This window comes from Neobacillus niacini (assembly GCF_036961885.1).
GTDB lineage: Bacteria > Bacillota > Bacilli > Bacillales > Cytobacillaceae > Neobacillus > Neobacillus niacini_H.
The window spans coordinates 1-17,939 of the sequence record NZ_JBALNQ010000029.1; the positions used below are offsets into that span (position 1 = coordinate 1).

Here is a 17,939-nt window from a genome sequence, read left to right on the forward strand (position 1 = left end):
AAAGAGAACTATAATATTAAGAGTGTTATTATCCTAATGAAACAGGAGTGATTAGTTACATGTTTGAAAATATTGATAATTTATCCGTAACCTCTATTCGTACACTTTCAATTGATATGATTGAAAAAGCGAATTCAGGACATCCAGGAATGCCTATGGGTGCTGCACCAATGACCTATACATTATGGACTCGTTTTATGAACCAAAATCCAAAAAATCCTCAGTGGTTTAATCGTGATAGATTTGTTTTATCTGCAGGACATGGATCTGCATTATTATACAGCATGCTTCATCTATCTGGTTATAATCTATCAATGGATGACTTGAAAGAATTCCGTCAATGGGGAAGTAAAACTCCTGGACATCCTGAGTATCGTCATACAGAAGGTGTAGAAGCAACTACTGGACCACTTGGACAAGGGATTGCTATGGCAGTAGGTATGGCAATGGCAGAACGTCATACGGCAAGTGTTTATAATAAAGATAATTATGAGATTGTAAACCATTATACATATGGTGTTTGTGGTGACGGAGACTTAATGGAGGGTGTTTCAGCGGAGGCTGCGTCATTAGCTGGCCATTTAAAACTAGGACGTTTAGTGGTTTTATACGATTCCAATGATATATCTCTAGATGGTGATTTAAATAAATCCTTCTCTGAAAGTGTTAAAGAACGTTTCCAATCTTATGGTTGGCAATATCTTCGCGTAGAGGACGGCAATAATTTAGATGAGATTGCAAAAGCGCTAGAAGAAGCTAGAAACGATCTTGATCGTCCAACTATGATTGAAGTTAGAACGGTGATTGGCTATGGTTCTCCTAACCGCGCTGGAACTTCTGGTGTCCATGGATCACCGCTTGGCGCAGACGAATTAAAGCTAACAAAAGAAGCATACAAATGGACGTTTGAAGAAGATTTCCATGTTCCACAGGAAGTTTATGATAACTTCAAAAACCTTATCGTTGAAAATGGTATGAAGAAGGAAAAAGAATGGAACGACTTATTTGCACAATATAAGAACGAATATCCTGAATTAGCCAATCAATTAGAAGCAGCATTAAGAAATGAATTGCCTGAAGGCTGGGATAAAGATATTCCTGTATACAGCGAAGGCAAAGCCCTGGCTAGCCGTGCATCATCTGGTGAAGCACTCAATGGTATTGCCAAAAACCTACCGATTTTTATTGGCGGATCTGCTGACCTAGCTGGTTCTAATAAAACCATGATTAAGGGTACTGGCGATTATGCTCCAGGCAGCTATGAGAATCGTAATATTTGGTTCGGTGTACGTGAATTTGCAATGGGTGCAGCGATGAATGGAATTGCCTTACATGGCGGAGTGAAAATTTTTGGAGGAACATTCTTTGTATTCTCTGACTACTTACGTCCTGCAATCCGTCTAGCAGCTATCATGGGATTACCTGTTACGTATGTATTTACACATGATAGTATTGCTGTTGGTGAAGATGGTCCAACTCATGAGCCTGTGGAACAACTTGCAGCACTTCGTGCAATGCCGGGACTTTCCATTATTCGTCCAGCAGACGGTAATGAGACAGCTGCAGCATGGAAGCTTGCAGTTGAGTCTACAAACAAACCTACTGCTTTAGTATTAACGCGTCAGGATTTACCGACACTTAAGAATACTGACCAAAATGCATACGAAGGCGTTTCTAAAGGTGCTTATGTGGTTTCACCTTCTGAAAGAGAAACTCCTGATGCGCTATTACTTGCAACTGGTTCAGAAGTAAGTTTAGCTGTTGAAGCTCAACAGGCATTAGCGGGTGAAGGAATTCATGTTTCCGTGGTCAGCATGCCATCATGGGATCGTTTTGAACAGCAAAGCAAAGAATATAAAGATTCAGTTCTTCCTAAGAATGTGAAAAAGCGTCTAGGAATTGAAGTTGGTTCTTCAATGGGCTGGCACAAATATACTGGTGATGAGGGCGATGTATTAGCGATTGATACATTTGGAGCATCCGCGCCAGGAGAAAAAATTATGGAAGAATACGGCTTTACTGTCAACAATGTAGTTGCACGTGTCAAGGCACTTCTTCAATAAATAGTGAAAATCTTAAAGAGAACGGCTCAATGCTGTTCTCTTTTTTTGGATTATCAATAGTAAATTTTGAACGTTGAATGAAACATTCAATTGTTTCGTTACATTCCTTTAATTTATGAGTATAATAAAATTTGTAAGAATCTTTTGAATTCGACAATATTAGTGAAAATATTTCCCGAATTTAGACAAATGTTTTGCTAGCATTTGATTTATAATTGATAGAAAGGGTTATCAACGAAGGAGAGATCGTGGTGAGGAATTATCAGCTTTATTTAATAGAAGATGAATTTGCCGCCCATTACTTCGGAAGAGAGCGTATGTTTTTTCAGCTTTTTCAGGAACATGACATAGCAGAAGGTGAATTAAAATTTATTACCAACAAACAAATTACCTATATAACCAAGCCGTTAGAGGTTTTGAAAATTCATCAGTTGATTCAAAAACAACTTGGAAAAAAGAAGGGTTTTCGGGCTGAACATGGTACATACTCGATTGAATTAAGTGGAAAACTAAGCAAAGCCAAATTGAGGGTGTTCCAAGATTTAATCACGGTAGAGGCATCTGGAAGCTATGAAGCGGAAACCATTTTCTTTGAAGTGCTTAGAAAATGTGAATCCTCGTTTATGGCATTAGATCTCGACCATCAACGCTTTGGATGGTTAAAGCCTATTAAAGAGAGAAAATATGTCTAATCTTTTAAAAGTGAATATTGTATATTTCCGTTTTATTTAGTACACTGTATGGTAGACAACATGAAGGAGGAAGTTTTAATGAGTACAGGTCTATGGATTCTAGTTGTTGTACTAGCATTAGTAGCTGGTGTAGCACTAGGATTTTTCATTGCTCGTAGATACATGATGAGCTATTTAAAGAAAAATCCACCAATCAATGAACAAATGTTAAAAATGATGATGATGCAAATGGGTATGAAGCCTTCTCAAAAGAAGATCAACCAAATGATGTCAGCTATGAATAAACAGCAAGGCAAATAAACCTTGATATATCAGGGTTTGTCACTTGGTTAGAAAGTAATTTCTTATTAAAGGGGATAGTAACACTTAATCCTTCCTCTAAAAAATAAAGAATATTACTTAATCCTTTTAAATTGCACATACAAACCACTTTTTCTGTTGAATGATAAACCATTTAACGATGGGGTGGTTTTTTGCTGTATTTCAAACAAAAAGACGGAATATAATATGTTTATCAAATAATAAATTGGAGATTACATCATGATAACAAACTTCATTCTAACTGCATTCGTTGTGTTTCTTTTAATATGGGTTGTATTTTTGAAAAAGAAAGAAAAGCACAAGCCTCTAGAAAATAACCCATTGATAGATAGGCCAGAAAACAAGATACTAATAGATAATATTCTCAATAATGATACAGAAGGCGTTAAGAAAAGTTTTGAAAGCTATCGAGCAGCCCCTCATTCAAAATCTCAATTAGGTGAGTCTGCATTAGAATTAGCTATACAGAAGGATAATAAGTATATCGTTGCGTATTTAATTAAGTATGGAGCCATACCGAACGCAATAGAAAAGGAAAAAGCATTTAAGAGTGGAAATAAAGAGATAATTGAAATGCTTCAGACAGGTAACCATTTAAGATTAATAAGAGAGTATGAGTTCTTCAAGAAAACTAAATGATTATTTAGCTAGGACGCAAATTTTTAATGAGTTTTTTGAAAACTCTTTTATTAATAAATCCTATTGAAATATAGGATAATTAAGTCCATACTAGTTACGCTAACATTAAGTACATACATAAAGGAGCATTTTGTCATGAAAAAAGTTTTATCACTTATTTTATTATTACTTTTAGTATTAACTGCCTGTGGAACGCAGGAAAAAGAAGAAGCAAAGACAACCCCTGAACAAACAAAAACAGAAGAGGGTACAAGCGCTTCTAAAGATAGTGAAACGAAGAAAGAACTAACAGCAGAGGATCAAAAATTCACTAATTTAATGGTGGAAAAAAATTACGAAGCGGTTATTAAAGATGCAATTAACTTAAAAACGGAAGAACAAAAGAATTTCTATTACCTTGCTTCTGCTTTTATCAAAAATAATGAAATTCAAGCTAAATCATATGTCGATCCAACCACAAATGAGACAGACGTAAATGCTGCAAAAACGGATTATATGGTTGTCGTGAATTATTTAAATCGAGCAAAATATGTACCTGATGAAATCAAAGCTGAAGTAGATGAATTACGAAAAGTATCAGAAGAAAAGGCTGCATTTTACACAGAGGAACTCGAAAAACAAGCTGCGAAATAATCGAATAACGTCAGGGATAAGCACTCATACAAATGGGTGCTTTTTCTCTGAAAATGATAAGTGTCTTAATCTTTATTATTTTAATAATATTTGATAAAATAAACCTTCGGGTACGATGTAGTTAATGAATAAAAGTTAAGTTGAATGATGTGCGGGGGACGGTTATGAAAGTATTTTTAGAATTAGGCTGGTTTTTTAAGCAAGAAAAAAAAGCATACATATCAGGAATTTTTATTTTGCTATTCGTTGCATTGCTTCAACTTGTACCGCCAAGGGTTATTGGTGTGATTGCCGACCATATTAACGACGGTACTCTCACAAAAGGGTTACTCTTTGAATGGATGGCAATTTTAGTGGCCGCTGGTCTTGGGATGTATGTCTTGCGGTTTTTTTGGAGGATTATGATATTTGGTTCGGCAGTAAAGCTTAGCAGACAGTTAAGAAATCGGTTATATCAACACTTTACAAACATGTCTCCCTCGTTTTATCAAAAACGAAGGACCGGAGATTTAATGGCACATGCGACAAATGACTTAAGTGCCATTCAACAAACAGCTGGAGCGGGAGTCTTAACATTAGTGGATTCACTTTCAACAGGTGGGATGGTCCTACTTGCAATGGCTTTTACCATCAGCTGGAAGTTAACGTTGATTTGCTTAATTCCTATGCCATTTATGGCAATCCTAACAAATTGGTTTGGTACCATGCTGCATAAAACCTTTTACAAAGCTCAAGAAGCCTTTTCCGACTTGAATGATAAAACACAGGAAAGTATATCTGGTATCAAGGTGATTAAAACGTTTGGTCAGGAAAAAGAGGATATTGAGGATTTTAGAAAGCAATCAGAAGATGTCGTTCAAAAAAATATTGTCGTAGCCAAAATCGATTCATTATATGATCCAACGATTTCTATCATTGTGGGAATATCCTTTTTCCTTGCTATTACCTTTGGTTCAAAATACGTGTTGGCTGGGGAGCTATCGATTGGAGAACTCATTTCTTTTACCACTTATTTAGGACTATTAATTTGGCCGATGTTAGCATTCGGCTGGTTGTTTAATATTGTGGAACGCGGGCGTGCTTCCTATGACCGTGTCGCAGCATTGCTCCGCGAAAAATCGGATATTACGGACAAGAGTGATGCTTTAGACGTGGTGCCAAGCGGTGGTATCCACTATGAGATAGAGAATTTCACCTTCCCAGGCGAAAAAGAGCCATTGATAAAGGATATCTCATTCTCGATTAATAGAGGAGAAACACTTGGAATTGTTGGGAAAACAGGTGCTGGAAAAACAACCCTGTTAAAACTGCTTATTCGTGAATTTGAAGATTATCAGGGTGGAATTACCTTCGGAGATCATCCACTTCAAAAATATAAGATGGAGAAACTACGCGAGGCCATTGGCTATGTTCCACAGGATCATTTCTTATTTTCGGCGACCGTTGCTGAAAATATCGCTTTTACTAACCCTAACGCTCCGCGGGAAGAAATCTATAATGCTGCGAAATTAGCCTATATTCACGAGGATATTCTTCAATTTACGGAAGGGTATGAAACCATCGTAGGCGAGAGGGGAGTATCGTTATCAGGAGGTCAGAAGCAAAGGATTTCAATTGCTCGTGCACTTATGATGAATCCTGAAGTGTTAATCCTAGATGATTCTCTATCTGCAGTCGATGCCAAAACAGAGGAAGCGATTCTTTCCGCACTAAGAAAAAATCGTGATGGAAAAACAACGATTATTACTTCACATCGCTTAAGTGCCATCCAACATGCAAACTTAATACTTGTTCTGGATCAGGGCAAGGTGATTGAACGGGGAACACATGAAGACCTAATGGTAACAGGTGGTTGGTACAAGGAAATGTATTTACGTCAGCAGCTAGAGGAGTTGGTAGAGCATGGAGGACATTAAAATGGAAGACACAGCAAAGCTGTCTGAAAGAGAGCAAAGAAATGTTCTCTATCGCCTGCTCTCCTATACGAAACCACATAAGAAGGCATTAATCCTGGCGTTCAGTTTGCTGGTTTTAACAACCTTGGGAGAATTAGCAGGTCCGATGTTAGTAAAAATCTTTATTGATGATTACTTAACACCTGGAAATTTAGTATTTGAGCCCTTAGTGATTCTTGGAGTAAGCTATCTGGGAATACAGATCATTAAATCAATTCTGCTGTTTTTTCAGTTAGTAAAGTTTCAAGAGATTGCTTTAAAAATCATTCAACAGCTCCGAGTTGATATTTTTTCTAAGGTACAGTCACTAGGATTAAAGTATTTTGATCAAACGCCGGCAGGAAGTATTGTTTCAAGGGTGACGAACGATACCGAGGCCATCAAAGATATGTTTGTCACAGTACTTTCCACATTTATCCAAAGTGGATTTTTATTGACGGGTATTTTTGTGACCATGTTTATTTTAGATGTTAAGCTTGCACTGTTTTGTCTTATTTTTATACCATTAATTCTCTTAGTCATGAGTTTGTATCGAAAATTAAGCTCTCGTTTCTATTTAGATATGCGGGAGAGATTGAGTCAATTAAATGCAAAGCTTAGTGAATCCTTGCAGGGAATGAGTATTATTCAGGTATTCCGCCAGGAAAAAAGACTTCGTCAAGAGTTCGAAGACATTAATGAAAAGCACTATAATGCTGGGATGAAGAATATTAAGATTGATGCTTTATTGCTCCGTCCGGCCGTTGACTTAATTTTTATATTTGGATTAATCATTGTATTAAATTATTTTGGTATCACGTCATTAGATAGCCCGGTTGAAATCGGTGTGTTATACGCCTTTGTTAACTACCTAGAACGATTCTTTGAACCTGTGAACAATATGATGATGAGATTATCTTTATACCAGCAAGCGATTGTGGCTGGTGCTCGTGTATTCAGGATACTTGATAAGCAAGAATTGGCACCTGCACAAAATGAAGAAAGTGCTCTGTCGATTGAAGAAGGCAGAATTGAATTTAAGAATTTAACGTTTTCCTATGATGGCCAGCGCGATGTCTTAAAAAATATCTCCTTTACTGCACATCCAGGGGAAACCGTCGCACTTGTAGGACATACTGGGAGCGGTAAAAGCTCCATCATCAATTTATTAATGAGGTTTTACGAGTACGAGAATGGCGATATTTTAATCGATGGTCAATCGATTCGCAACTTTTCCAAGGATGAACTTAGAGAAAAAATGGGGCTAGTTCTCCAAGATCCATTTTTGTTTTACGGAACCGTAAGAGACAATATTACACTCCATCATCATCATTTAACAGATGAACAAGTGGAGGATGCAGCACATTTTGTTCAAGCGCATACGTTTATAGAAAAACTAGAAGATTCCTATGATCATAAAGTAGTGGAGAGAGGTTCTACCTTTTCAAGTGGTCAGCGGCAATTAATTGCGTTTGCAAGGACGATTGCAGCGAATCCAAAGATCCTCGTTCTTGATGAGGCTACTGCCAATATCGATACTGAAACGGAGGAAGCCATTCAAACAGCCCTTGCAAAAATGCGAAAAGGGCGGACGACAATTGCCATTGCCCACCGGTTATCGACGATCCAGGATGCCAATTTAATCCTTGTCTTGCACCAAGGGGAAATTGTCGAACGAGGCACACACCAAGAGCTATTAGCGCTTGGCGGGTTGTATCATAAAATGTTCCTATTACAAAATGGTGCAGTGGAGCGTTTAGAGGATGTTATTCATTAGAAAATAAAAATCCTGGCAAATTGCCAGGATTTTAAGTCACTTTAGAGACTCGCCACTCGGCGAGTTTTCTTTATATACTTTCGATTATATTCGTTTAATAGATGGTCTAGTTCCTGACTATAGTGAATCGCAATGGAGGAAGTCAGACCGTTTGTGACCGCAACTTGAATTAATTCAGTACGCTTTTTTTCGATTAGTGCAATGAGGTCTTGTTTGATCATAGCCGTGGTCCTTTCCGGAGAAACTCCAATAATAGAAAACATTGATAGAAAATTCGCTACCAATGTTTTACTAGTATAACCTAAGATGGGAATTTATTCAAAGACATTTGTAAAAAAACATCCAAAAAAAGTATGAAAATGGTAGATTACTTGTAATGTTTTTGAAGGAAATAGTAATAAACTTCTAGAGACACAAAATATTCATGTTAACCATTATCTTTTAGGGGAAAGTTTTGTTAAAATGAAACAGTATCGACTATACTGGGAGTGTTAATATGACGGATGTAAATATATTTTTAGCCCTAGGCGCTGGCTTTCTAAGTTTTATCTCACCATGCTGTTTACCGCTCTACCCTGCATTTCTTTCTTATATCACTGGGATGTCTGTTGGGGAATTGAAAACCGAGAATGCCATGCTGCAAAAGCGGAGTCTACTACATACTATCTTTTTCCTTATTGGATTTTCGGCTATTTTCATCGCCATAGGCTTTGGAACATCGTTTGTTGGCCGTTTTTTCATGGAGTATAAAGATTTAATCCGTCAACTTGGTGCAATCTTTATTGTGTTGTTTGGACTAATTATAGTTGGTGTATTTAAACCTGAGTTTTTAATGAAGGATCGTAAATTAGAATTTAAAAATCGACCTTCGGGCTTTATCGGGTCTATACTAATTGGTATGGCCTTTGCTGCTGGATGGACTCCATGTACCGGTCCAATTCTAACTTCCGTTATTTTACTTGCTGCTTCAAATCCTGGATCAGGTGTTTTATACATGACCGCGTACTCATTAGGGTTCGCCATTCCATTTTTAATCATGTCCTTTTTTGTCGGCAGAATGAAATGGATTCGCAGAAATAGCGGTAAGATTGTTAAAATCGGTGGTTGGTTCATGATTGTCATGGGTTTTGTGCTCTTTTTTGACTGGATGACTAAAATCATTACCATTTTCTCAGGAATGTTTGGTGGGTTTACAGGATTCTAATTCCCAAAACATTCACATTGATAATTATACAAAAATTTATTATAGTAATATCTGAAATTCTCAATATGTATTTCGGATTCTTAATTAGGAATTAGGGGTTGAAACCTATGAACTTCGTTGTTGTTTCTTCAATTGGAGCGGTCTTTATGGGGATATTTGCTTTATTTGTCCGCATGAAAGCTGCAAAGAAACCCACAAATGCATTAAAGATCATCCTGCCTCCGGTATTTATGTCAAGTGGGGCCTTAATGTATGTAGTACCACAATTTCGCTTATCTGCATTAGAAATTGCCGAGGTAGTAATTGTGGGAATGCTTTTTTCCATTCTGTTGATTAAAACCTCTAAATTTGAAATACGAGAGAACGAAATCTATCTGAAACGCTCGAGAGCATTTATGTATATATTGGTCGGACTATTAGTGGTTAGGCTTGGTTTAAAATCCATTTTAAGCACCACGATTGACTTTGGAGAACTAAGCGGGATGTTCTTCCTGCTTGCGTTTAGTATGATCGTTCCGTGGCGGATCGCGATGTATTTGGATTATAAAAAGCTTTATAAGCAGCTTCATGGAAATTGATGTAGGACACTGATTCTTTTGGGGTCAGAGGTTTTTTTATGCGGTTTATGGAATCGATTTTTAAAATCATTTTCATGAGACCCATTTACTTTGATAAATGTCGATTTTGGGCCTCATGAACTGTTCATGAGGCCCATTTTCTCTTATGAATATCAATTTCGATCTTCATGAAGCATTCATGAGACCCATTTACTTTGATACCTGTCAATTTTGGGCTTCATGAACCAATCAACAAAAATAAAAAACCGTCACAATTGGACGGTTTAAAATAAGTGCTCATAAGGAGCGACATCAATTCGATTTTCAAAAAGCTTTTTTCGTAGAAACTTATGATCTCTTTTTGGTGTTGCTTGGATATAACCGCGGATGACAAGTTCTTCAGTGATTTTTGGTATTTTTTCATTAAGCGCTAGCTCACCGATTTTCCCGGCTATTTTATGCCTGGCAACGTCACGAAAGAGCTCAGGCACAGGGCTGACTAAATCTTCTAATAGTGTTTTTTCATTCTCGCCCCATAAATGACGAGTTTGATTCACATAGTATTCTTCCCAGTCCATCACCGATTTGCCATCTTCTTTTGGCATTTTCTTTAAGAACTTACGGAACATAAAAAATCCGCCAATCGCCATTGCCCCAGCAAAGGCAAAGATCCATATTAGAATAAACCAGAGAAACCAACCAGTTAACTGCATTAAAATCACCCACATATTACTATTTTCATCTACTTATTATAGTCTGAACATAGGGTAAAAGACAAGTAATCACTTAATTACCAAGGAAAATTACAATTTTAAGTGCGATTGCAAAAGTTGTCGAAAAAATGACAATAACGCCAACTCTATTGAAATTTACCATATTTCATTGTATTATGATTACAAATAGTAAATACCTTTTTCACTATAATAATTACGGGGCTGAATGGGGTACTGGTGTCCTCCACAGTCTTCAAAACTGCTTGAGACCTGCGTGCCAGGTCTGGTGAGTTCGATTCTCACACAGTCCCGCCAACCCAATATTACTTACTATTTTCCCTTCAGAGTCTCTCTCGTGTTTTTTACGGGGATTTTGCAGATTGTTTAGTGAGACTGTAGAGAGATTCACTCTTAACCACCTAAATTGTAGGGGGTTATTTTTATGTAGAAATTTTGGATGGTGAACCAAACCAAAAGTATGTGTGCTATGCATTAAGCCTCACGGTGACCCACACTGTGAGGCTTCTTTCATACTAAGCACCCTAGGCAAGAAGTTACAGGCAATATTGACATTAATAGCAGTAAATGTAAAGAGGAGAGCAGCGAGCGCTTCCTCTTTTTTACTGTTTTCTCTTGGGAACTGGGTAATATTAGGATAGTTTCTTAGATGCAAATTCAGAAAAGAAAATATCTTCATAGAAAAGCTCGTTTTTTCTGAATGCTAGATAATATTGAATATCACAAGATATTAAGCTTTCATGAATGGGAATGTATACTAAATCACCTTTTTCAATTTCATTATTGAAAGCATGCGAAGGTAGGAATGATACCCCATTTTGGCAATGAATCAGTTCCTTTATTAACTCAATTTGATTGGTGGTGATCCTTTTTCTTGATTTAATATTTTCGAAAATGGTTTGATTTTTTGCAAAGGGCTTGTAGAAAATTAAAAATTGGTCTTCTAAATCTTTGATTTTTTTTATGGATTTTTTTCTAGCGAGTGGATGCTTGTTTGAAACCACTAACCCATATTTTTCATTGAAAACCGGGTAGGAGGCTAATTGCTTATTGTTAATAGGTGTGGTTACAAAAGCTAAATCAAGATTCTCTTCGATCAATGAATTGACAATCAGTGACTGGTCCATGATGAGAAGATTTATATTTTTATTTCGGACTTCATGCAACTGATTAATTTTTTCATAAATAAAAGGATGCGTTAAGGCGATCGCACTTCCAACCGTTATTAAATTTTCATCTGCAGTTTGGTTGATTACCATTTTTGCTGTTTTTAACGTTTCCATCACTTGTTGAGCATATGGAAGAAAGAGCCTCCCTGCCTTTGTTAATTCTACACTGCGCTTTCCTGTTTTACCTCTGACGAACAATTCCTGACCCAGTTCTTCTTCTAAGTTGCGAATTCTATTCGTGACTGTGGGCTGAGGTACAAATAGGTTCTTTGCTGCCTCTGTGAAGTTTCCATTATTACAGACATATAGAAATGTTTCCAAAAACAGTAAGTTCATCCTAAGCATCCCCTTCCAATTTTTATAAAATTAATATTCTGAATATTGATAATTTAATAAATTTATTATATCATGTATTTAACATAAGTAAATGATTAATCACAATGAGTAAACGTAAAATCAAGGTGGAAATACAAAAAGTTTATGATTATATAAAAAATAGGCATTTCACAAGTGTGTATCGTATCTTTTACACTGATTTTAAGATATAAAAAAATTCTGATGATTCAAAAATTACATCTATCCTTTGAAATCAGATTTGTAAACTAAATAAAAGTGAATGGGTGGGTTTGAAAAATGAATGTAAAAGGTGAAATTATTGTGGATGCTAGCCAAGAAGAAGTTTGGAACGCTTTGAATGATCCGGAGGTTCTCAAGAATGCAACCCCTGGGTGTAAAGTTTTATCTGAAGTCGAGCCTGACAATTACAAGGCAGAAATCATACTTGGAATCGCAGCAGTACGCGGCGAATATGAAGCGGAGATTAAAATCCTAGAAAAATCAGCACCAAACCGCTACCAGCTTCTTATGAAAGCTGACAGTAAAATGGGATTTATAGAAGGAAATGCAATCGTGGAACTTGATTATAACGAGCCAAAGACAACCATTCGATATGATGGGGAAGCAAAAGTTGGAGGCGTGATTGCAGGGGTTGGACAGCGCATCTTGTCCGGCATTGCCAAAATGATCGTGAAGGATTTCTTTAAGAAAATCGCTAAGGAAACAAAAGCAAGAGCAGCTTTTGAAATGGAATAGGAATATACGATTTAGCTAGGAAAAGAGGGATACTGTGAAACCAGCAGTTTTTGAATATCATACTCCAACAGAACTTAATGAAGCATTGGATTTATTGGAGGAATTTGGTTTTGACGCCAAAATTATGTCGGGGGGACAGAGTCTAATCCCGATGATGAATATGCGTCTAGCGCGCCCTAAAGTAATTATCGATATTAATAACATTTCTGACCTCAATTATATTCGTGTTAATGATTCCGTTGTTCAAATTGGTGGTATGACTCGTCATTATCAAGTGGAAGAGTCGGAGAAAATTAGTCAAGTTTGTCCCTTGTTGTCTGAAGGGATGAAATTAATTGGACATTCTCAAATAAGGTCTCGTGGGACCATTGGGGGCAGTGTGGCACATGCTGATCCTACGGCCGAACTTCCTGTAATGCTAGCGACATTGGGAGCGACGATTACTCTCGCATCATCAGATGGATTAAGAACAGTTACGACGGATGAATTCTTTATCACCTATATGACAACGGCGATGGAAATGAATGAAATTCTAGTTTCAGTCGAAATTCCCTTACCGCCAAAAAGAACGGGATTTGCAATCGATGAATTCACATTAAGAAAAGGGGATTTTGGAATCGTCTTGGCAGCGGCGATGGTAACGCTCGATGAAGAAGGTAAGATAAGCGCTGCTACCCTCTGCCTGGGAGGGGTTGACGGAGTTCCTGTCGTTTTAGAAGAAGTGACAGAGGGGTTAATCGGACATTTTCCTGACGATGAGTTGATCAGTGAGTGCTGCAATTTAATTGGGGAGTTCATTGATCCTGAGCCGGATGTACATGCAAGTGCGGAATATCGAAAAGATTTAAGTATCACTTATGCTAAGCGTGTTTTACTATTGGCTAGCAATCGAGCTAGTATTTCGGAGGTGAAATGATGTCGCAAAGTAATTTAAGAAACATTACATTTTCCGTGAATGGAAAGGGATATAACGTACAAGTGGAGCCCAGGATGTTATTATCCGATGTGCTGCGCGATGAGCTTCGTTTAACAGGGACACATGTTGGCTGTGAGCATGGAATATGTGGAGCATGTACGGTCATCATGGATGGTCGGCCTATAAGGTCCTGCCTAGCCTTTGGCGTTCAAGCCGATAAAGCAGAGATTAAGACAGTAGAAGGATTAGCTGAAAACAGCTGTGACTTTCATCCATTACAGCAAGCGTTCTGGGAAAAACATGGGCTCCAATGTGGTTTTTGCACCTCTGGAATGCTGATGACCGCTTATGATTTTCTTGAAAAAAATCATAATCCTACCCGGGAACAAATTAGGGAAGGAATCTCCGGTAATCTTTGCCGTTGTACAGGATACCAGAATATCGTCGAAGCCGTTGAATTGGCTGCGGAAATAATCAATAAGAAAAAAGAAAGTTTAGAAGGACCTGCTGATAAAAGGATGGTATTTCCTAGCGCGGAGGTGGAAGTATGACCATTGGCAAAAGTGTAAAGCGGATTGAGGATCCGCGCTTACTTATAGGTAAGGGTCAATATGTTGGAGATATCCTGCTGCCAGATCAATGTGAAGCGGTTATCGTTCGCAGCCCGCATGCTCACGCAAAAATTCTCCGAATCGATACCGAAAAGGCAAAGCAATTACCAGATGTTCAGTTAATCTTGACTGGTGATGATTTGCCCAAGGACCTTGAGGCAATTCCAATGCGTCTTGCACCAAATGAAGCGTTAACGATGGCTTTGCAGTATCCGCTGGCAAAAGAGAAAGTTCTGTATGCCGGGGAACCGGTTGCGCTCATTGTTGCCTCAAACAGATATATGGCAGAGGATGCGGCAGAATTAATAGATGTATATTATGAACCGCTGGACCCAATCATTGACGTCCATCAGGCACTGCATCCTGACACTGAGATATTGCATCCGAAAATTGGGAGCAATGATCTCTTTCTGCTCCATTCCAAAAAAGGAGATATTGATGAACTTTTAAAAAATAGCCCCTATCAACTGGAAGAAGATTTATATGTACAAAGGCATTCAGGTATTCCATTGGAAACAAGGGGGCTCCTAGCTTTTGTAGATGAGAATAAGCGCTTGACTGTATATGGACCAACAAAAGTAGTCCATTTTAATCATCAAATTCTTTCCAGGCTTTTAAAGAAAGATAAAAAAGAAATCCGGTTTATTGAGACAGATGTAGGCGGCGGATTTGGTCCAAGGGGAGAGTTTTATCCAGAAGACTATCTCATTCCTTATGCGGCACTTAAGATTGGGAAGCCTGTTAAGTGGATTGAGGACCGTCTGGAACATATGAAAGCGACGAACCATTCTCGTGAGCAGAAGCATCATGTGGTCGTAGGATTTGATGAAACAGGGAGAATCCACGCTTTTAAAGATGAAATTTATGTTGATACGGGTGCTTATATTCGTACGCATGGCATTACGGTTCCGGTTTTGACACAGGGATTGTTAGCCGGACCTTATGATATCCAAGGATTAGATTTCAAAGTACATGTCGTTGCAACCAATAAGACCCCAACTGGTACCTATCGTGGACCTGGCAGATTTGAAGGAACGTTTGTCCGGGAGCGGGTGATCGATTTGGTCGCAAAGAAGCTTAATTTAGACCCGACTGTCGTAAGAGAAAGGAATTTAATTCAACCAAATCAAATGCCGTATACGAATGGAATTTCAGCCTTAGGGCAGTTAGTTGAATATGATAGCGGTGATTATCCACAAATCCTTGCTATTGCTAAGGAAGAAATGGACTGGGAGAATTTCCATAAAAGAAAGGCTCAAGCTGAACAGAATGGAAAGTTTATAGGTCTAGGGTTTGCCATGTTTGTTGAAAAATCTGGACTAGGGCCTTGGGAGTTTTGCGAAGTTGAGTTTGCAGGAAATGGAGAGTTGATTTGTAAAACAGGTTTAGCGGATGTTGGTCAAGGTGTAGAAACAGCACTTGCCCAGATTTGCTCCGAGCAATTGGGAATTCCATATTCAAAGGTAAAAGTTATCCATGGAGATACCGATGTGGTAGAAAAGGGGAACGGTTCTTTTGCAACCAGAGGGACGGTAGTTGGCGGTTCTGCCGCATATTATGCATCGGCTGAACTGAAAAAGAAGATTTTGCAGGTTGCTGCTGACCAATACCATCTTCCAAGTGAAGATCTCGATATCAAAGAGGAAGTAATTACCCAAGTTACAACGGGGCTAAAGCTTTGTTCCATCTCATCTATCCTAAAAGTGGCGAAAGCACAGGGGATTGAACTACGTGAAAAATACACATTTTCAATCGATCATATGTCCTATCCTTATGGAATCCATGCCGCGGAGGTTGCCGTTGATTTGGAAACAGGAAAAGTGAAGATTGAAAAGTATTATATTGCTTATGATGTAGGCAAAGCAATTAATCCGATGCTTGTCAAAGGGCAACTTGTTGGTGGAATGGCACAGGGTCTGGGGGGAGCCATGTATGAGGAACTTCGATATGACGACAACGGACAGCTCATCACAGGATCCTTTATGGACTATTTGCTGCCGAGTTCAATGGAAGTTCCGGAAATTGATATTAATATCTTGGAGATTTCCCCTTCTCCATTAAACCCTTTAGGTGCCAAAGGAGCAGGTGAAGGAGGTACAGTTGCCGTAGCACCGGCCATTGCCAATGCGATTAGCCATGCGTTGGAAAAATATCCACTCCATCTAACTTCCTTGCCAATTCGACCTGAACAGATCAGAGAGGCCATAAAAAAAGGGCCATCTATTAGGGGTTAAGAAATATAAATAATTGAAGAAAAGGTGATGTTGATAGTGGTGAATGCAGTTAAAGACATTAAGTCTGATGTGTGTATCGTTGGAGCTGGGCCGGCAGGATTGCTTTTAGGACTGCTTTTGGCCAAACAGGGATTAGAAATCACGGTGCTTGAGCAAAATCCAGACTTTCACAGAGAATATCGCGGTGAAATTACCCAACCGCGTTTTGTCCAATTAATGAAACAATTAAATTTATTAGATTATATTGAGTCGCATGATCATGTGAAAATCCCTGAGGTGACAGTGTTCCATAACAGTAATCCAATCATGAATCTTAAATTTGATAGTTTAATTGAGGGGGAAAGCTACTGTGCAAGGCTGACACAACCCACTCTTTTAGCAGGGCTCCTTCATAAAGCAAAGGAATATCCAAACTTTAAGCTTCTCTTTAATACGAAAGTAAGAAACCTTATAAAAGAAGGAGATAAGACGGGTGGCGTATATGCTCAGGCAAAGCCAGGCGAGCAAATCAATTTCTTGAAGGATGAAGTATTTGTTGGAGATTTGAATGTCCATGCAAGAGTTACAGTGGGCGTAGATGGAAGAAACTCTACCATTGAAAAGCTTGGCCAGTTTGAAGTGGACCTTGAGTACCACGATAATGATTTATTATGGTTCTCATTTGAAAAGCCAGAACATTGGGACTACAATATTTATCACTTTTATTTTCAGAAAAACTATAATTACCTATTCCTTCCAAAACTAGGAGGATACATTCAATGTGGAATTTCATTAACAAAAGGTGAATACCAGCAAATAAAGAAGGAAGGCATTGAATCGTTTAAGGCAAAAATAATTGAAGATAATCCTATATTAAAGGACCACTTTGAATATGTAACAGATTTCAAGGATTTCGTTCTTCTTCTATGCAAAATGCGCTATGTAAGAGATTGGGCAAAGGATGGACTTTTACTCATCGGTGATGCAGCCCACTGCGTGACTCCATGGGGAGCAGTAGGAAGCACTCTAGCCATGGGAACGGCTGTAATTACAGCGGATGTTCTGTATAAAGGTTTCAAGAACAATGATTTATCACTCCAAACTCTTAAACAGGTGCAAAGTAGACGTCATGAAGAGGTAAAACTAATCCAAAACCTTCAAACAACATTGGAGAAATTCTTGACAAGACAACCTGTTAAGAAGGAACTGGCTCCGCTTATGTTTAATATTGCAACCAAAATGCCAGATATCAGAGAGACCTATAAAAAATTATTTACGAGAGAAAAGCCGCTTGATATTGATGATGCCTTTATTTTTGAAAGTGATAAAACGTCAGATAGGATAGAACATATCAGCATCTAGGGCGAAGAAAATGCATGTTTTTGAG

17 protein-coding genes and 1 tRNA gene are annotated in these 17,939 nt (G+C 38.2%); 15 read left to right on the forward strand and 3 right to left on the reverse strand.

The window, feature by feature from the left end; genetic code table 11:
* Window positions 1-59 precede the first annotated feature (59 nt).
* The 7 genes from tkt to V7124_RS13140 all read left to right on the forward strand — a co-directional run bounded on the left by tkt (window position 60) and on the right by V7124_RS13140 (window position 8,059).
* The gene (gene tkt, locus V7124_RS13110) at window positions 60-2,063 is read left to right on the forward strand and encodes a transketolase (RefSeq protein WP_335489685.1); all 2,004 of its coding nucleotides are present in this window, start codon (window positions 60-62) and stop codon (window positions 2,061-2,063) included.
* Between the two features lie 251 nt (window positions 2,064-2,314).
* The gene (gene sirA, locus V7124_RS13115; RefSeq protein ID WP_335489688.1) at window positions 2,315-2,755 is read left to right on the forward strand and encodes a sporulation inhibitor of replication protein SirA; all 441 of its coding nucleotides are present in this window, start codon (window positions 2,315-2,317) and stop codon (window positions 2,753-2,755) included.
* 78 nt (window positions 2,756-2,833) lie between these two features.
* Entirely contained in the window at window positions 2,834-3,055 is a 222-nt protein-coding gene (locus V7124_RS13120) for a YneF family protein (protein WP_335419592.1), read from the forward strand.
* Between the two features lie 240 nt (window positions 3,056-3,295).
* Window positions 3,296-3,715, forward strand: coding sequence for a hypothetical protein (locus V7124_RS13125; protein WP_335489691.1), 420 nt, complete (start codon window positions 3,296-3,298; stop codon window positions 3,713-3,715).
* Between the two features lie 135 nt (window positions 3,716-3,850).
* Window positions 3,851-4,348: a hypothetical protein gene (locus tag V7124_RS13130; RefSeq protein ID WP_335489694.1), complete on the forward strand. Its 498-nt coding sequence runs from the start codon at window positions 3,851-3,853 to the stop codon at window positions 4,346-4,348.
* Between the two features lie 164 nt (window positions 4,349-4,512).
* Entirely contained in the window at window positions 4,513-6,264 is a 1,752-nt protein-coding gene (locus V7124_RS13135; protein ID WP_335489696.1) for an ABC transporter ATP-binding protein, read from the forward strand.
* Between the two features lies 1 nt (window position 6,265).
* A complete protein-coding gene (locus V7124_RS13140) occupies window positions 6,266-8,059 on the forward strand; it encodes an ABC transporter ATP-binding protein (protein WP_335490137.1) in 1,794 nt (597 codons plus the stop codon).
* A 41-nt stretch (window positions 8,060-8,100) separates the two neighbouring features.
* Here the strand turns inward: V7124_RS13140 and V7124_RS13145 are convergent, their stop codons facing one another.
* The gene (locus V7124_RS13145) at window positions 8,101-8,343 is read right to left on the reverse strand and encodes a Spo0E family sporulation regulatory protein-aspartic acid phosphatase (RefSeq protein ID WP_420490534.1); all 243 of its coding nucleotides are present in this window, start codon (window positions 8,341-8,343) and stop codon (window positions 8,101-8,103) included.
* Between the two features lie 212 nt (window positions 8,344-8,555).
* Between V7124_RS13145 and V7124_RS13150 the strand changes: the two genes are divergently transcribed.
* Entirely contained in the window at window positions 8,556-9,263 is a 708-nt protein-coding gene (locus V7124_RS13150) for a cytochrome c biogenesis CcdA family protein (protein ID WP_335489699.1), read from the forward strand.
* A 107-nt stretch (window positions 9,264-9,370) separates the two neighbouring features.
* Window positions 9,371-9,841, forward strand: coding sequence for a CcdC family protein (locus V7124_RS13155; protein ID WP_335489702.1), 471 nt, complete (start codon window positions 9,371-9,373; stop codon window positions 9,839-9,841).
* A 263-nt stretch (window positions 9,842-10,104) separates the two neighbouring features.
* On the opposite strand, the gene V7124_RS13160 is transcribed toward V7124_RS13155, so the two are convergent.
* Window positions 10,105-10,533, reverse strand: coding sequence for a DUF2621 domain-containing protein (locus V7124_RS13160; RefSeq protein WP_335489704.1), 429 nt, complete (start codon window positions 10,531-10,533; stop codon window positions 10,105-10,107).
* Window positions 10,534-10,751: 218 nt separating this feature from the next.
* Here V7124_RS13160 and V7124_RS13165 point away from each other — a divergent pair.
* A tRNA-Sec gene (locus V7124_RS13165) sits at window positions 10,752-10,848 on the forward strand.
* A 335-nt stretch (window positions 10,849-11,183) separates the two neighbouring features.
* Here V7124_RS13165 and V7124_RS13170 read toward each other — a convergent pair.
* Complete coding sequence (locus tag V7124_RS13170; RefSeq protein WP_335489707.1) at window positions 11,184-12,056, reverse strand: LysR family transcriptional regulator; 873 nt, start codon at window positions 12,054-12,056, stop codon at window positions 11,184-11,186.
* A 297-nt stretch (window positions 12,057-12,353) separates the two neighbouring features.
* Here V7124_RS13170 and V7124_RS13175 point away from each other — a divergent pair, with 297 nt between their 5' ends.
* The 5 genes from V7124_RS13175 to V7124_RS13195 are packed head-to-tail and all read left to right on the forward strand — an operon-like array spanning window position 12,354 to window position 17,914.
* On the forward strand, window positions 12,354-12,812 hold the full coding sequence (locus V7124_RS13175; protein ID WP_335489710.1) for a CoxG family protein: 459 nt from the start codon (window positions 12,354-12,356) through the stop codon (window positions 12,810-12,812).
* Window positions 12,813-12,846: 34 nt separating this feature from the next.
* Window positions 12,847-13,728: an FAD binding domain-containing protein gene (locus V7124_RS13180; RefSeq protein WP_335489713.1), complete on the forward strand. Its 882-nt coding sequence runs from the start codon at window positions 12,847-12,849 to the stop codon at window positions 13,726-13,728.
* Window positions 13,728-14,279: a (2Fe-2S)-binding protein gene (locus tag V7124_RS13185; protein ID WP_335489717.1), complete on the forward strand. Its 552-nt coding sequence runs from the start codon at window positions 13,728-13,730 to the stop codon at window positions 14,277-14,279. The genes V7124_RS13180 and V7124_RS13185 overlap by 1 nt, the downstream gene beginning before the upstream one ends.
* The gene (locus V7124_RS13190; protein ID WP_335489720.1) at window positions 14,276-16,573 is read left to right on the forward strand and encodes a xanthine dehydrogenase family protein molybdopterin-binding subunit; all 2,298 of its coding nucleotides are present in this window, start codon (window positions 14,276-14,278) and stop codon (window positions 16,571-16,573) included. The genes V7124_RS13185 and V7124_RS13190 overlap by 4 nt, the downstream gene beginning before the upstream one ends.
* A gap of 36 nt (window positions 16,574-16,609) precedes the next feature.
* A complete protein-coding gene (locus tag V7124_RS13195) occupies window positions 16,610-17,914 on the forward strand; it encodes an FAD-dependent monooxygenase (RefSeq protein WP_335489722.1) in 1,305 nt (434 codons plus the stop codon).
* Window positions 17,915-17,939: the final 25 nt, after the last annotated feature.

Coding starts and splice junctions, on each gene's coding strand:
- V7124_RS13135 (WP_335489696.1), top strand. CDS start 4,513: ATGAAAGTATTTTTAGAATTAGGCTGGTTTTTTAAGCAAGAAAAAAAA.
- V7124_RS13155 (WP_335489702.1), top strand. CDS start 9,371: ATGAACTTCGTTGTTGTTTCTTCAATTGGAGCGGTCTTTATGGGGATA.
- V7124_RS13190 (WP_335489720.1), top strand. CDS start 14,276: ATGACCATTGGCAAAAGTGTAAAGCGGATTGAGGATCCGCGCTTACTT.
- tkt (WP_335489685.1), top strand. CDS start 60: ATGTTTGAAAATATTGATAATTTATCCGTAACCTCTATTCGTACACTT.
- V7124_RS13150 (WP_335489699.1), top strand. CDS start 8,556: ATGACGGATGTAAATATATTTTTAGCCCTAGGCGCTGGCTTTCTAAGT.
- V7124_RS13120 (WP_335419592.1), top strand. CDS start 2,834: ATGAGTACAGGTCTATGGATTCTAGTTGTTGTACTAGCATTAGTAGCT.
- V7124_RS13170 (WP_335489707.1), bottom strand. CDS start 12,056: ATGAACTTACTGTTTTTGGAAACATTTCTATATGTCTGTAATAATGGA.
- V7124_RS13130 (WP_335489694.1), top strand. CDS start 3,851: ATGAAAAAAGTTTTATCACTTATTTTATTATTACTTTTAGTATTAACT.
- V7124_RS13185 (WP_335489717.1), top strand. CDS start 13,728: ATGTCGCAAAGTAATTTAAGAAACATTACATTTTCCGTGAATGGAAAG.
- V7124_RS13125 (WP_335489691.1), top strand. CDS start 3,296: ATGATAACAAACTTCATTCTAACTGCATTCGTTGTGTTTCTTTTAATA.
- V7124_RS13140 (WP_335490137.1), top strand. CDS start 6,266: ATGGAAGACACAGCAAAGCTGTCTGAAAGAGAGCAAAGAAATGTTCTC.
- V7124_RS13175 (WP_335489710.1), top strand. CDS start 12,354: ATGAATGTAAAAGGTGAAATTATTGTGGATGCTAGCCAAGAAGAAGTT.
- V7124_RS13160 (WP_335489704.1), bottom strand. CDS start 10,533: ATGCAGTTAACTGGTTGGTTTCTCTGGTTTATTCTAATATGGATCTTT.